This window comes from uncultured Methylovirgula sp., from assembly GCF_947646745.1.
Taxonomy (GTDB): domain Bacteria; phylum Pseudomonadota; class Alphaproteobacteria; order Rhizobiales; family Beijerinckiaceae; genus Methylovirgula.
Window position 1 is genome coordinate 34514 of record NZ_CANSHK010000001.1, and the last position, 15406, is coordinate 49919.

A 15406-nucleotide genomic window follows, 5' to 3' on the forward strand; every position below is an offset into this window, starting at 1 on the left:
CAGCAACATCGTCGTTGTCGCAGGCCGGAGTCCCTGCGTGGAAGCCGCTGAGCGGGCGTAAGCCGCGTTTCTGCAGCTCACAGGCCGGCCTGGACAAGGCTGGAGGTGAGCCATGAATAATCCCACCGACCCCATCATCGATTTGGCCACTCGCCGGGCGGCAAGGCGTGCGCCCGCGCGTCGCGCTGGTCTCGGCGTTGCGCTCATGTGTCGTTGGCAGCTCGATCCGGAATCGGGTCGGCTCAACTGCGCCTGGGTCGAAAAGGCGCCGCGGACGTAAGGAGCAAACCATGAAAGACGGACCCAGTAGGCCCGCCGCGGTTGCTCAGACAACCCGGCGGGCTGCCCCTCGACGAAATCCCAATTCCTATCGAGCCGGTGCGGCGGTGCGAGTCTGAGTGACTCTGCTCCTGCCGTGACGGCTAGGAGCAAGGCCAATGACCGTCCACATCCATAACGATGAAATCCGCGACGCCGTCCTCGACGAGGCTCACATCGGTCACATCACCGGTGCGTTCGGAACGATTCTGCAGCATGACACCGGGCCACGCCGCAAATGGCGTCACCGCCTCCAGACGCTTTTCGCCATCCTCGGCCCAGGACTCATTGTCATGGTCGGCGACAATGACGCGGGCGCCTTCGGCACCTATACCCAGGCCGGCCAAAATTACGGCACGTCGCTGCTATGGACGCTCGTGCTTCTCGTCCCCGTGCTTTACGTCAATCAGGAGATGGTGCTCCGTCTCGGTGCGGTCACGGGCGTCGGCCACGCACGCCTGATCTTCGCGCGTTTTGGCAAATTCTGGGGTTCGTTCAGCGTTATCGATCTTTTTCTGCTCAACGCGCTGACGATCGTCACCGAATTCATCGGCATTTCCTTGGCGCTTGATTACCTCGGCGTTTCCAAGGTCATTGGCGTTACGCTATCCGCACTTCTCGTGATGGCTGCCGCAAGCACCGGAAATTTCCGCCGTTTCGAGCGATTCTCCATGACGCTCGTGTTCGGCAGCTTGGTGCTCGTGCCGATCTTTCTTATGCTCCATCCTCCCTTTGGCCAGATTGCGCACGACCTCATGGTTCCGCAATTGCCGCACGGCGGTAAGCTGAGTGACGTCATGCTGCTCATCATTGGCATTGTCGGGACGACGATTGCCCCTTGGCAGCTGTTCTTCCAACAGAGCTATGTGATCGACAAGCGGATCACGCCCCGTTTCATGCGTTATGAGAGAGCCGACTTGTGGCTTGGGATCGTGCTTGTCGTCATCGGTGCTGTCGCGATGATTGCTTTTTCTGCCGCGGCATTTAACGGCCGCGCGGGGTTCGGCAATTTTACTGACGCGCGCGGCGTTGCGGTCGGTCTTGAGGCTGCCGCGGGTCATACCGCCGGAATCCTTTTTGCGGTCGGCCTCATCGATGCAAGCTTGATCGGCGCCGCGGCGGTATCGCTTGCGACAGCTTACGCAATCGGCGACGTATTTTCGGTGCGGCATTCCCTGCACCGAGGCGTTGCGGCTGCTAAAGGCTTCTATGCGGTCTATTGCGGATTGATCGTTGTCTCAGCCGCCTTGGTCTTGACTCCAGGCGTGCCGCTCGGCCTCTTGACCAATGCGGTGCAAACGCTTGCGGGCGTTCTCCTGCCGAGTGCGACGGTATTCCTTTTGCTGCTCTGCAATGACCGAGACGTGCTTGGGCCGTGGGTCAACACCCGGGCAGCTAATCTTTTCACCGGCGGCGTGATTGCCGTGCTGGTGATCCTCTCGGTTATTCTGACATCATCAGTCCTGTTCCCCGCGCAGACAGACACAAAGGCCATCCTGGCGATCATGATCGGCGGGGGCGTTCTTGCTCTCTTCGCAGCATTGGCCTCCGGCATCCTGAAGTCGCGCAGAGAGGCCGTGAGGCGCGTCGATGCGTGGGATAGGGAACTCGAAATGTGGAGGATGCCGCCGCTATCGCATTTGCGGCCGATGAAACTGTCGAAGTCGAGCAAAGTCTGGATGCTCGTCCTGCGCGCCTACCTTATCCTGGCAGGCGGTCTTGTGCTCACGAAAATCGTGACCTTGGCGTTTTGATTGCGCGTCGAGGTTCGACGGGCTGTAGTGGATCGATGCACCGCGATCGTGGCCGCATCGATCCTTCCACCAGCGGCAGCTTCAATTCGCCGCGACATGAACGGCGCCGCCGTCCTTCAGAACTGCGGGCGGATTGAGGATCACGCTCTCGCCCCCTCTCAGGCCCTGGCCGATTTCGACCTCGGCGCCGAAGTCGCGCACGATGCGAACCGGCACGAACTGCGCATGGTCGTTCTTAACGACTGCAACGCGAAGGCCATCGGCATCATAGATGAGCGCATTGGCGTCGAGACGGACATGCGGCGTCGGCGATACGAGATTGAAATGGACGCGCACATACGTGCCGATGGTGAGGACGTTGTTCGGATTGTCGATATCGACTTCGGCCAACAGCGTACGTGACGTCGCATCGAGTGCGTGCGCCGTCCGGGCCACGACGGCCTTGAAGACGCGTCCCGGCATCTCAGGGACCGAGATAGACGCGGCGACACCGTTTTTGAGGCCTTCGGCCATATCCTGCGGAACATAGACTTGCACGCGCACCTTGTCGGTTCGCGCGACGCTGAACATCGGGCGTGATGTCGTGTCGGCGCTGACGAGATCGCCGACATCGATATTGCGCCCGGTGACGACGCCGGCGAACGGCGCCACGACAGTCAAGTAGCTGCGCCGTTGGGTGATGGCCGCGAGCGCGGCTTGCGCGGCGCGCACATCCGCGGCGCGGGCGGCTTCGGTCAGGCGATCCTGGTCGAATTGCTGCGCCGTCACCCAGCCGCGCTGAACCAGGGCGCCGGAACGTTGGGCAGTGGCATGGGCAAGATCGAAATTGGCCTTGGCCTGGGTCAGTGCGGCCTCGGCCTGGCTCACCTGCTGATCAAGCTCGGGGGACCGGATGATGGCGAGAACGTCGCCTTTTTTTACCTGCGTTCCGATATCCGCGGAACGCTGCGAAATATAGCCCGAGGCCCGCGCGAAAATCGTCGCCGTCTCGAAGGATTCCAAGCTTCCCGGCAGGTCGAGCGGCACGCCGCCCGCCAATCGGTGCGCCGTCACGGTCCTCACGCTCGGAACCATCGAAAGCCGCGCGTCGGTTGCGGCTTCGGCGATCGAATCCGTTGAGATCCGGCGTCCGGCGCCATAGCTGAGACCCGCCGTGAGCACGATCAAGGCGATCCAGCCGAGCGATCGCGTCCCGGCGCGTGTTGGCGCGGGCTGCGAGGCGATTTCAAAATCTTCGGCAGGCTGCGGCTTAGACATGGGCGAAATCCTCCAACAGCCGGCCTTCGCGTTTGCGCAAGCGGCTATAGAGCCAAGGAACGAGAAAGAGTGTCGCGACGGTGCCGAACATCAGGCCGCCGATCACGGCGCGGCCCAAGGGTGCGTTTTGTTCGCCGCCATCGCCAAGGCCGAGTGCCATCGGAATCATGCCAACGATCATCGCGAGCGCGGTCATCATGATCGGTCGCAGCCGCGTGCGCCCGGCCATCACCGCGGCATCGCGCGCCGAAAGCCCGAAGGCGCGCTGCTCCTTGGCAAACGTTACGAGCAGGATCGAATTGGCCGAGGCAACACCGACGCTCATGATGGCGCCCATCAGCGACGGCACGCTGAGACTGGTCCCGGTCGCAAAGAGCATGAACAGAATCCCGACCATTGCGCCGGGCAGGCCCAAAACGACAACGAAGGGATCGACGAAGGATTGGAAATTGACGGCCATCAGCAGATAGACGACGGCGGCCGCGACCAGCAATCCGATGCCCATTTGAACGAACGCCGAGCGCATGCTGTCGATCTGGCCTTCGACGACGATTTCGTTTCCTGGGTGTAACTCGGTGCGGTATTTCGCAACGATCCGATCGATCTCCGCTGCGATGCGGCCGAGATCGCGCCCTTCGACATTGGCGTAAATGTCGAAGGTCGGCTGAATGTTCGAATGGCTCGTCACCGTTTGCGCGGCGTCGCGGCCGAAGCCTGCGACATTGTTGAGCAAAGTCGGGACCGTGCCCGCGGCCGATGCGCCGCGCGTGCCAACGAGCGTGCCGGCGACGTCGCTCAGCGATGCCAGTTTATATTGCGGCACTTGAACCGCGACTGGATATTGGATGCCGGTGTTGGGATCGACCCAGAAATTGGGCGTTACCGTGTTGCTTGAGGCAAGTGCGACCATCACGTTTTGCGCCACGCTTTGCATATCGAGGCCGAGGTCTTGTGCGCGCTGGCGATCGATCGCTACGGTCAATTCTGGTGCATCGACGATCTGGTGCAAATGCGCATCCGCGACGCCGACGACATGTTTGACCTCGTCGAGCATCGCTTTGACGATGCGTAGATTGTTATCCTTGTCGTAACCGACGACGCGCACGTCGATCGGCGCCGGCAGGCCGAAGTTCAGGATCTGGGTTACGATATCGCCCGGCTGGAAATAGAAGGTCACGTCCGGGAATTGGCGCGCGAGCGCGTCGCGCAGGCGCTTGATATAGGCCGCAGTCGGCTTATGCCCTTCCTTGAGCGAGACGAGGATCTGGCCATCGTTGCCGGCAACCGTCGTGCCGTCGTCGAAGGGCAGGGCATAGCGGAACGGCACGCCGATGTCGTCGATGATCAACTCGCGTTCGGAATCGGGGATGACGCGACGAATGGTGTTTTCGACGTCTTCGAAAATATGTTCCGTCGTTTCGATCCGCGTGCCGGATGGCGCGCGGACATGAAGTTTGAATTCGCCGGCATCGACCGAGGGAAAGAAATCGCGGCCGACGAGCGAAAAAAGCACGCCGCCAATCGCAAGGACGGTGAGCGCGACCGCCGGGACTTTCCAACTGCTTTCGATCAGCTTTTCGAGCGTGACCGAATAGCCGTCGCGCAGCCGTTCGAAACCCGCCTCGAAGCTGCGCGAGAAACGCGTAAAGATCGAGGCGCGATGGCTGCCGTCGACACCCGCCTCCCCGTGACGCTCGCCGGCGAGCAGCAAGGCCGCCAGGACCGGCACGAGCGTTCGCGACAGGATATAAGACGCGAGCATCGCGAAGACCACGGCGAGCGCCATCGGGGTGAAGAGGAATTTCGACGGACCGATGAGAAATTCGACCGAGACGAAGACCGCCGAAATGGCCAGCGTCGAGACGAGGGTCGGAAGGGCAATTCCGGCGGCGCCGTGCAGCGTCGCTTCGGGCAGCTTTTCTCCCAGCTGGCGCAGACGGTGGATATTTTCGATCGTCACCGTCGCATCGTCGACGAGAATGCCGACCGCCAGCGCGAGGCCGCCGAGGGTCATGATGTTCAGCGTCTCGCCGATGGCGGACAGGATGGCGATCGACGACAAAATCGACAGCGGGATCGAGACGGCGACGATCAGCGTCGAACGCCAACTTGAAAGAAACAACAGAATCATCGCCGATGTCAGGAGTGCGGCAATCGTCGCCTCGACGGCGACACCGGAGATCGCCGCGCGGACGAAGACAGACTGATCGAACAATTCCTCGATCTTCATCCCCGGCGGCGCCGCCGCGCGGCTCACGGGCAGGACGTCGTTTTTCACACGGTCGACGACGTCGAGCGTCGAGGCGTTGCCGCTTTTCAGAATGGAGAGGAGAACGGATCGGCGGCCTTCGCTGCGCACGATGTTCTGCTGGATGGCGTAGCCGTCGCGGACTTGCGCCACATCTTTGATGCGAATGAGCGCTCCATTGACCTTCTTGATCGGCACGTCGTCGAGAATAGAGACCGCATCGGCGAGACTGTTGATGCGAACGTCGTAGTCCTTGTCGCCGAATTTGACATCGCCCATCGGGAGCGAGAGGTTTTGGGCGTTGATCGCATTCGACACATCAAGCGGCGTGATTCCCTTGGCGGCAAGGGCCGCGGGATCGATGTCGACCATCACCTGCCGGATGCGCCCGCCATAGGGCGGCGGCAGCATCGTGCCCGGAATAGGCGCAAGCTGCTGGCGGATGCGATAGACGCCGTAATCATAAAGCTCCGATTCCGAGAGGCGGTCGGAACTTAGCGCCAATTGCAGAACCGGCACGGTCGAGGCGCTGTACTGCATGATGATCGGCGGCTGCGCGCCCGGCGGCAGGAAAGCGCGGATCGAATTCGTCGCCGAAACCACTTGGCTCATCGCCAAATCGACATTCACATCAGGCTGAAAATAGATCTTCTCGACGACGAGGCCGGGAATCGTCTGGCTCTCGATCGTGCGGATGTCGTTGACGAAAAAGCTGATCGAAAACTCTGAATAGGTTGTGATCCGCTTCTCGGTCTCATTGTTGTTGAGGCCGTCGTAATACCAGACGACGGTCACGACCGGGATATTGACGTTGGGAAAGATGTCGGTCGGCGTCCGCACGATGGCCGCGACGCCGAGAAGCAGAATGGCAATGCCCAACACAAGGAACGTGTAGGGGCGATGCAAGGCAAGGCGAACGATGTTCATGAATGCTTCCAAACGCCGCCCGGCATTGCGCCCAGCGGCCCCCCAGAATCAGCGAAGCGCAATTTATGTATCGCTCGTTACAATTGGCTGCTGCAAAGCAGCATATCAAGCCCCTGCCTTGATTTTTCTCGCTGCGATTTGAGAAGGGAGCATGACATTAGGCCGCCTGGACAAGGCGACGGCGAGCAATTATTTATCGATTGGTAAAAAAGTCAATGAGGCCGGCCGTGGCATTAGGACGCCCAAGGGCTTTCGACGTCGAGGAAGCGCTCGGAAAGGCGCTGGTCGTCTTTCGACGCAAAGGCTACGAGGGCTCATCGATCGCTGACTTGACGGAGGCGATGGGCATCAACCCGCCGAGCCTCTATGCGGCTTTCGGCAGCAAGGAAGAGCTCTTCCGCAAAGCTCTCGATCGCTATATCGGCATTCGCAAGGATTTTTCGCACGAAGCTCTTGAAGCGCCGACGGCGCGCGAGGTCGTCGAACGGCTTCTGCGCGGAACCGCCGATCAGCTCACCGAACCGCAAAATCCGCCAGGCTGTCTACTCGTCCAGGGGGCGCTATCTTGCGGCGACGCCGCCGAGCCCATCAAGAAAGAATTGTGTTTCCGCCGGGTGGCGGAAGAGGTCGCGCTTCGGCACCGGCTGGAACGCGCGCTTGAAAGCGGCGATCTGCCGAAAAACACAGATGTTGCGGGCTTGGCGCGCTATGTCGCCACGGTGAGTCAGGGCATGGCCGTGCAGGCCGCTGGCACGGCAACGCGCGCCGACCTACATGCCGTCGTCGATGCCGTCATCCAAGGGTGGCCGAAATAGACCGGCGCGATCCTCATCGGGATGTCGAGCCGCACTGCGCGTCGAGCCTCTTTCGCTTGCGCTTGGCTCGCGATTGAAGGCAGAGCCTCAAGCGATTGCGGACGCGCGGTATCGAAGGCAACCTCCGTCCGAGCAGAGAATTGCGAAACACGTGCTCGCATGAGATTGGCTGGCCTTAAGTGGAACGAGACGTTACGGCTGAGGTCAGGACGGCCTATCGCTACTGGGCGCCGATTTATGATGTCGTTTGCGGAGAAATCTTTGCAAACGCGCGTCGCGCGGCTGTCGAGGCGAGCGAAGGCTTCGGGTCACGGATATTGGAAATCGGCGTCGGGACGGGCCTTTCCTTTAAATATTATCGAAGGACGGACATCGATCTCGTCGGAATCGACTTGTCTTGGGAGATGCTGAAGAAGGCGCAGCGAAGAGTGCGCTCAGCGCCAAATCCATTCGTCGGCGGCCTTATCAATGCAGATGCGCACCGCTTGCCGTTCCGCGCAGCCGTCTTTGATTGCACCTTGTCGCAATTTATGATCACCCTCGTCGCAAATCCTGAATTGGTATTGGAAGAATGCGTGCGGGTGACACGGCCGGGAGGGGCGATCGTTGTTGTAAGCCACCTCACTTCGACGCAAAGCCGGTCGTTCTTGCGCGGGGCGGCGGTGCAGAGCGTTGCGCGTCGGCTTGGCTTGCGCCCGGGATTTGCGCGCGAGCGGCTGTTGCGATGGGCGCAAAATAGGCAAGATGTGACGCCGTTCAAATACCGACAGGTCGGCGCGCATACGCTCTTGATCTCAACGAAGCATCGCTGACGTGACCGACCGACAGCATGAACTTGGTTTGTACTGTCGCTAATTTTTTGCTCCCCGTCTCCTCCGCGCAACGAAGCTCCACGGGTTCGAGCAATCTTCGGGCACTTTGTCGTAAATATAGCCGCGACTGCGCAATTTTATTGCGCTCGACGCATCGAAAGAGAAACCGCGCCTCTTATCAAGTTGGCATAGCCCTTGCTCATTTCGCTCGATGAGGCGGCTAGGGTTCCAGCTTCGGGCAACGCCTGAAGTGTTCGGTCCGAGAGCCGCAATCTGCGGGGAGAAATCCCGCGGACGCACGGCGGGATAAAAGCCCGGGAGACCGAAGTGAACCAGGGATGGCTCACCTAAGTCTCGCCTTTCCCTGGTCAATGCGACCTGTTCGGGAGAGGCGCGATGTGCACATTGTCCCATCCAACGACGCCGGAAGGCTATCGCCAGCGCTATCTCGAATTGAAGCGCGTCGCTGAGGAGAAAGAGCGTCTCCGGCCGCCGGCTTCTCGGCGCGCCAACCCCGATCCGCTCCCCGCGGATTGCATCTTGCACGAAGAAGTCATTCCGGGGGGCTGGTATTGGAGCGTCCGGTTGGCGCGCGGCCAGAGTCTGCGGCTCGTTAATGACGAAGCCACGCCCGGCCTATCGTTCTTCGCCTGGAACGCCGACGATTCGAGCGAGCGCATCAACGCCGCCGATACGCTGAAGTTGCAATGGAATGCGACCGTCACCAAGGGGAGGCTCCTGTTTTCCGATATGGGGCGGGTCCTCGCCTCGATCACCGATGATACGGCAGATGGCGGGCACGACGCCCTTGCCGGCGGCAGCACGGCAGCGACCAATCTCGAGCGTTACGGTGCTGGCAGCGGCGCGCGCGATACGCGGAGCAATTTTATTTTGGCTGCCGGGAAGCATGGCCTTTCTCGGCGCGATATCGCGCCATGCCTGACCTTCTTCGCGCCGGTCCGCGTCGATGCCGACGGAAATCTCATCTGGCGCGACGAATTGAGAAAGCCCGGAGCCTATGTCGATCTCAGGGCCGAAATGAACTTGCTGATCGCGTTGTCCAATTGTCCGCATCCCTTAGCCCCTCAGCGGACCTTCGATCCCCGCCCGGTGCGCGCCATCGTCTGGAATTCGCCCGCGCCGGCCGTCGATGATTTTTGTCGAAACGCCACGGATGAAGCGATCCGCGGATTCGAAAACACCGACCGCCTCTTCGAGATTTAGGCAGGGCCTGACAGATGACCAATGAAGCGTTCCATCCGATTCCCTCCAATCTCGATCCCGCCGTAGCACGCTATGACTATGTCATCCCGGCCACCGCGCCCTGGTCGGGCATCGTCCACAAGGGCGAGACGCTGCGTATCGTCGATCTCGAAGGCTGTCAGGCTGTCGATACATTATTCTATAGCGCCGCCGATTTTTCCGAGCGCTACAGCGCCCAGGATACGATAGCCCTTCAAAGACATGCCTATGTCTCGGTCGATACGGCCATAGTCTCGAACGCCGGCACTGTGCTGGCGCGCGTCACCGCCGATACTTGCGGCCGGCACGATACATCGGCCGGGGCGTGCAGCTGCGAGGCGAATACTGTGCGCTTCGGGCATCACACCCGCTACATGCACGCCTGCCGGGAGAACTTCATCCTCGAACTCTCCAAATACGGCATGACGAAGCGCGACATCGTGGGAAATCTCAACTTCTTCATGAATGTGCCGATCCTCGAGGATGGCCGGCTCGCCATTGTCGACGGTGTATCGAATGCCGGCGATTACATCGAGCTGCGTGCCGAGATGGATATCCTGGCTGTGATTTCGAACTGCCCGCAGGTCAACAATCCATGCAACGGCTTCAATCCGACGCCGGTGCGGGTACTGATCTGGAACGGCGCCGAGGCCTAGCCCGTGTTTCACAAAATTCTGATCGCGAACCGCGGCGAGATCGCCGCGCGAATCATTCAAACCGCGCGGCGGCTCGGCATCGCGACGGTCGCCGTCTATTCCGATGCCGACCGCTTCACCTTGCCGGTGCGGCTCGCCGACGAGGCGGTGAGGATCGGCGCGGAGCCGGCGGCCGAAAGCTATCTCAACGTCGAGGCCATTCTCGCCGCCTGTCGCGAGACCGGGGCAGAGGCCGTCCATCCGGGTTACGGCTTTCTCTCCGAAAATGCAGAATTTGCCGAGAAGCTTGCAGCGCAAGGAATTGTCTTTATCGGGCCGACGCCGGCGCAATTGCGCGTCTTCGGCCTGAAGCACACCGCGCGGGAGATTGCCTCTGCCAACGGCGTGCCGCTCGCGCCCGGCAGCGGATTGATCGAAAGCCGCGAGGCGGCGCTCGCCGAGGCGGCGCGCATCGGCTACCCGGTCATGCTGAAAAGCACCGCCGGCGGTGGCGGCATCGGAATGCAGCTCTGCGAAGGACCCGATGCCCTTGCGCAAAAGTACGAAGCCGTGCAGCGCATGGCGGGCAAGAGTTTCGGGGATGCCCGGCTTTATCTGGAGCGCTACGTCGCCAGTGCGCGCCATGTCGAGGTGCAGATTTTCGGCGACGGCAAAGGCGGCGTCGTGGCAATCGGCGAACGCGATTGCTCTCTGCAGCGACGCAACCAAAAGGTCATCGAGGAAACCCCGGCACCGGGGCTCTCCGCGGTAGTGCGCGCGAATTTGCGCGAAGCGGCGCTCGCCCTCGGTCGTGCCGTCAATTATGCGTCGGCGGGCACAGTTGAGTTCGTCTACGATACGGAGCGCGACGAAGTCTATTTTCTCGAGGTCAACACACGCCTCCAGGTCGAGCATCCAGTGACGGAAGCCGTCTATGGCATCGATCTCGTCGAATGGATGATCTGTCAGGCGGCCGGAGATTTCGTGCTGCCACCGCAGGACGATCTCGTTCCGAAGGGCCATGCGATCGAGGCGCGGCTCTACGCCGAGGACCCGGCGCGTCAGTTCCAGCCGTCGAGCGGGTTGCTGACCGATGTGCATTTCCCCGAGGCCGTGCGCGTCGATCGGTGGATCGAGACCGGGACCGAAGTGACGCCCTATTATGATCCGCTGCTTGCCAAGCTCATCGTACACGAAGCCTCGCGGGAAGCGGCTCTCGCAGCCATGCAGATTGCGCTCTCGGCGTCGCGCGTCTGGGGCATCGAAACCAATCTGTCTTATCTTTCGGCGATCGCCAGCGAAGCTTCGTTTCGCGCCGGCCGCATGACCACCGGCGCACTCGCGCAATTCGTCTTCGCGCCGCAGACAGTTGAAGTCTTGGTGCCGGGCGCCCAATCGAGCCTTCAGGACTGGCCGGGCCGGCTCGGCTATTGGGCGGTCGGCATTCCGCCGAGCGGTCCGATGGATGCGCGTTCGCACCAGCTCGTCAACCGGCTTCTCGGCAATGCAGACGATGCCGCGACGCTCGAATGCACAATGAGCGGACCGAGCCTGCGCTTCAATGCGCAGGCGCTGATCGCTCTCGGCGGCGCCCGGATGGTGGCGTCGCTCGACGGCGTGCCGGTGCCCTATTGGACGCCGATCGCCGTCGCGCCGGGACAGGTCTTGACACTCGGTTCGATCGAGGGGCCGGGACAGCGCACCTATCTTGGGATACGCCACGGCTTCGACGCGCCGCGTTTTCTCGGCGCGCGCGCGACCTTTGACCTCGGCCGTTTCGGCGGCCACGCGACCGGCAATCTGCGGCCGGGCGACGTGCTGCATATTGCCGACGCCGCGGCGGCTCAGCCGCTTGCGCAATTGCCGGAGCCGCCGCCGGAGCTCACGCATGATTGGCGCGTCGGCATTGTCTATGGCCCGCACGGGGCGCCGGACTTTTTCACCGAGAAGGACATCGCGACATTATTCTCAGCCGAATATGAGGTGCATTTCAACAGCGCGCGCACCGGCGTGCGATTGATCGGCCCGCAACCCGAGTGGGCCCGCAGCGACGGCGGCGAGGCGGGGCTGCATCCGTCAAACCTGCACGACAACGCCTATGCCATAGGAGCGATCGATTTCACCGGCGACATGCCGATCATTCTCGGCCCCGACGGACCGAGCCTCGGCGGCTTTGTCTGCCCCGGCGTGGTCGCCGCGGAGGAGCTCTGGAAAATCGGTCAGATGAAGCCGGGCGATCGTCTGCGGTTTCACCCGGTCCCGCAGCCGCAAGATCCGGTCGACGCGCCGACGGTCTTGAAGGCCCGCCGCGAGGCTGGCTCTGCCATCGTCGGGCGGCACGAGCGCGGGCCAGTCCCTGTCATCTACCGTCGCGCCGGCGAGGATTACGTCCTGGTCGAATACGGCCCGATGACGCTCGACATCGCGCTGCGCTGCCGGGTTCAATTGCTTTATGAGGCGCTGCAGCGCGAGGCTTTGCCGGGCGTGATCGATCTGACGCCCGGCATCCGATCCTTGCAGATTCACTACAACAGTCGCTCTCTCACCCGATTTCGGCTTCTCGATACACTCGCCCGGATCGAGGACGACTTGCCGGCGGCGGAAGAGGTCGTGCTGCCGAGTCGAATCGTGCATCTGCCGCTTTCCTGGAACGATGCGTCGGTCCAGCTCGCCATGCGCAAATATCAGGAGCTCGTGCGGCCGGACGCCCCCTGGTGCCCATCCAACATCGAGTTCATCCGCCGCATCAACGGTCTCGATTCCGTCGATGATGTGCGCGCCATCATCTTTGCGGCGAACTATCTGGTGCTGGGCCTCGGCGATGTCTATCTCGGCGCGCCGGTCGCAACGCCGATCGACCCGCGACACCGCCTGGTCACGACCAAATATAATCCGGCGCGGACCTGGACGCCGGAAAATGCCGTCGGCATCGGCGGCGCCTATCTGTGCGTCTATGGCATGGAGGGACCGGGGGGCTACCAGCTTTTCGGCCGAACCATCCAGATGTGGAACTCATGGCGGACAACGCCGGCGTTCCACCCAGGCACGCCTTGGCTTCTGCGATTTTTTGATCAGATCCGGTTCTTCCCGGTCGATGCGGCCGAACTTGCCGAAGCGCGCGAAGCCTTTCCGCACGGCGCTTATCCACTGCGTATCGAAGAGACGCAATTCTCGCTTGCAGAGCATATTCGTTTTTGCGCCGCCAATAGTGCAGGCATTTCGGCTTTTGAAACGCGCCGCCAAAAGGCTTTCGAAGCCGAGCGGCAGGACTGGAAGCAACGCGGCCTCGATACGTTCGTAGCGCCGGAGAGCACGGTTGCCTCAAACGACGATGCGATACCGGCCGGTTGCGACGGCGTCTTTGCGACGATGACGGGAAATGTCTGGAAGATCCTCGTCGCGCCCGGCCAATTGGTCGCCGCTGGCGACCCCGTCATCATCGTCGAAGCGATGAAAATGGAAATGACCGTCGCATCGCTCATTACCGGCCGCGTGCAGGAAATCCGGGTGCAGCCCGGCCGCACCGTGCAAAGCGGCCAGATCGTCATGACGCTTGAAAAGGCCGTATGATGCTGCCGGATATCCTCGACATCACCCGTCTTCGCCGCCTTTATGCCGCCGGCGACGTGACGCCGCTCGACGTCGTCGAGGCCATTATCGCCCGCATCGCCGCCTGGCCCGATGCGGCGGTCTGGATCAGCCGCGTGCCGGACGAAGCGCTGCGCCAGGCAGCGCGCGGTCTCACGGCGCGGGGCCCCTCCGCAGAAGAGCCGCTTTGGGGCATCCCCTTCGCAGTCAAAGACAATATCGACTGCGCTGGGCCGGAGACGACGGCCGGCTGTGCCGCCTTCGCCTATCGCCCGTCAGAGGATGCGCCGGTCGTGGCGCGGCTGAAGGCGGCCGGCGCTTTGCTTATAGGCAAGACCAATCTCGATCAGTTTGCGACCGGCCTCAACGGCACGCGCTCGCCTTACGGTGCGCCGCGCACGGTCTTCAACTCGGCCTATATTTCGGGCGGCTCCAGTTCCGGGTCGGCTGTGGCGGTTGCCGCCGGCCTCGTCTCCTTCGCACTCGGAACCGATACGGCGGGGTCCGGCCGAGTGCCGGCTGCCTTCAATAACATCGTCGGCATCAAGCCAACGAGAGGCGCCCTGTCAGCGCGGGGACTGGTGCCCGCCTGCCGGAGCCTCGACTGCATCAGCATATTGGCGGCAACGGCGGGGGACGGCGAACTGATCCGCCGGATCGTCACGCAATTCGATGCGCAGGACCCCTATTCCCGTGCCGGGGCGCAGCGGCCCTTGCCGCAAGCGGGCCTGCGCGCCGGCGTGCTCTCGGCGAACGAGCGCGAGTTTTGCGGCGATGACGAAGCGGCGCGGCTCTATCAGCAGGCAATCGATAATATGGCGGCGCTCGGCGTCAGCATGGTCGAAATCGATTATGCGCCGTTCCGTGAAGCCGCGGCGCTGCTTTATGACGGGCCGTGGGTGGCCGAACGCCTTGCCGCCATCGAAGACTTCATCGAAGCGCATAGCGCGGAGATGGACCCAACGGTTTACGGCATCATCAGCCGTGCCCGCGCTTACAGCGCGGTCGATGCCTTTCGCGGCCAATACAAACTGCTTGAATTTGCGCGTCGCGCGGAGGCCGAATGGGCGCGCTGCGATGTCCTGCTGCTGCCGACGGCGCCCACGATCTACACGGTGGAGGCGATGCAGGCCGATCCGCTGCGGCTCAATGCGCGGCTCGGACTTTACACCAATTTCGTCAATCTGCTCGACTGCGCGGCGATTGCCGTGCCGGCAGGATTTAAAGCCGACGGATTGCCGTTCGGCGTCAGCCTGATTGCTCCGGCTTTTCATGATGCGGCGCTCGCCGAACTCGGCGAGCGTCTGCATCGCTCTTGCGCCTGTGGGATGGGTCGCGACCGCCAGGCTGTCTTGCCCGATTCTCTCCTATCCGAGGCGAAGAACGACGGCGATCGAATCTCCCTCTTCGTCGTCGGCGCCCATCTGTCCGGCATGCCGCTCAATCACGAGTTGACAAAGCGCGGAGGCGTATTGATCCGCCGCTGCCGATCGGCACCTTGTTATCGTCTCTTCGCTCTTGCCGGAACGGTGCCGCCAAAGCCCGGCCTATCGCACAGCCCGGGGTTTGTAGGGCCTGGCATTGAAGGCGAAGTCTGGAACCTCGGCGCCGCCGATTTCGGCAGTTTCGTCGCCAGCATTCCGGCGCCGCTCGGGATTGGCAAAGTTGCACTTGAGGGCGGCGATGTTGTCTCGGGTTTTATTTGTGAGTCCTATGGGCTCGCCGATGCGTTCGAGGTGACGCATTACGGCGGCTGGCGTGCTTATCGGACATCGATCGAAGCGCCGGTCTGAGTTCAACGATCCGTGAA

9 protein-coding genes and 1 riboswitch are annotated in these 15406 nt (G+C 62.0%); of the genes, 7 read left to right on the forward strand and 2 right to left on the reverse strand.

Features of this window, described 5'->3' with window-relative positions; all coding sequences use genetic code 11:
• Nucleotides 1-437 precede the first annotated feature (437 nt).
• The gene (locus Q0025_RS00185) at nt 438-2072 is read left to right on the forward strand and encodes an NRAMP family divalent metal transporter (RefSeq protein WP_297294972.1); all 1635 of its coding nucleotides are present in this window, start codon (nt 438-440) and stop codon (nt 2070-2072) included.
• Nucleotides 2073-2153: 81 nt separating this feature from the next.
• Here the strand turns inward: Q0025_RS00185 and Q0025_RS00190 are convergent, their stop codons facing one another.
• A complete protein-coding gene (locus Q0025_RS00190; protein WP_297294973.1) occupies nt 2154-3329 on the reverse strand; it encodes an efflux RND transporter periplasmic adaptor subunit in 1176 nt (391 codons plus the stop codon).
• Nucleotides 3322-6504, reverse strand: coding sequence for an efflux RND transporter permease subunit (locus Q0025_RS00195; RefSeq protein WP_297294974.1), 3183 nt, complete (start codon nt 6502-6504; stop codon nt 3322-3324). Before Q0025_RS00195 ends, Q0025_RS00190 begins: the two co-directional genes overlap by 8 nt.
• 227 nt (nt 6505-6731) lie before the next feature.
• On the opposite strand from Q0025_RS00195, the gene Q0025_RS00200 reads away from it, so the two are divergent.
• The 6 genes from Q0025_RS00200 to atzF all read left to right on the forward strand — a co-directional run bounded on the left by Q0025_RS00200 (nt 6732) and on the right by atzF (nt 15389).
• Nucleotides 6732-7319 (forward strand): TetR/AcrR family transcriptional regulator, encoded by a 588-nt coding sequence (locus tag Q0025_RS00200; RefSeq protein WP_297294975.1) that lies wholly within the window; start codon nt 6732-6734, stop codon nt 7317-7319.
• A 179-nt stretch (nt 7320-7498) separates the two neighbouring features.
• Nucleotides 7499-8131, forward strand: a complete 633-nt coding sequence (locus Q0025_RS00205) for a class I SAM-dependent methyltransferase (RefSeq protein WP_297294976.1) — start codon at nt 7499-7501, stop codon at nt 8129-8131.
• 209 nt (nt 8132-8340) lie between these two features.
• Nucleotides 8341-8454, forward strand: a riboswitch (guanidine-I (ykkC/yxkD leader).
• Between the two features lie 73 nt (nt 8455-8527).
• A complete protein-coding gene (locus Q0025_RS00210; RefSeq protein ID WP_297294977.1) occupies nt 8528-9355 on the forward strand; it encodes an urea amidolyase associated protein UAAP1 in 828 nt (275 codons plus the stop codon).
• 14 nt (nt 9356-9369) lie between these two features.
• A complete protein-coding gene (locus Q0025_RS00215) occupies nt 9370-10029 on the forward strand; it encodes an urea amidolyase associated protein UAAP2 (RefSeq protein ID WP_297294978.1) in 660 nt (219 codons plus the stop codon).
• A gap of 3 nt (nt 10030-10032) precedes the next feature.
• Nucleotides 10033-13578 carry an urea carboxylase gene (uca, locus tag Q0025_RS00220; RefSeq protein WP_297294979.1) on the forward strand — a complete coding sequence of 1182 codons (3546 nt, stop codon included), beginning with the start codon at nt 10033-10035 and terminating at the stop codon, nt 13576-13578.
• Nucleotides 13578-15389, forward strand: coding sequence for an allophanate hydrolase (gene atzF, locus Q0025_RS00225; RefSeq protein WP_297295082.1), 1812 nt, complete (start codon nt 13578-13580; stop codon nt 15387-15389). Before uca ends, atzF begins: the two co-directional genes overlap by 1 nt.
• Nucleotides 15390-15406: the final 17 nt, after the last annotated feature.

What these genes read in the sequence shown, in the direction of transcription:
- Q0025_RS00185 (WP_297294972.1), top strand. Translation starts at nt 438, where the DNA reads ATGACCGTCCACATCCATAACGATGAAATCCGCGACGCCGTCCTCGAC.
- Q0025_RS00190 (WP_297294973.1), bottom strand. Translation starts at nt 3,329, where the DNA reads ATGTCTAAGCCGCAGCCTGCCGAAGATTTTGAAATCGCCTCGCAGCCC.
- Q0025_RS00195 (WP_297294974.1), bottom strand. Translation starts at nt 6,504, where the DNA reads ATGAACATCGTTCGCCTTGCCTTGCATCGCCCCTACACGTTCCTTGTG.
- Q0025_RS00210 (WP_297294977.1), top strand. Translation starts at nt 8,528, where the DNA reads ATGTGCACATTGTCCCATCCAACGACGCCGGAAGGCTATCGCCAGCGC.
- Q0025_RS00215 (WP_297294978.1), top strand. Translation starts at nt 9,370, where the DNA reads ATGACCAATGAAGCGTTCCATCCGATTCCCTCCAATCTCGATCCCGCC.
- atzF (WP_297295082.1), top strand. Translation starts at nt 13,578, where the DNA reads ATGCTGCCGGATATCCTCGACATCACCCGTCTTCGCCGCCTTTATGCC.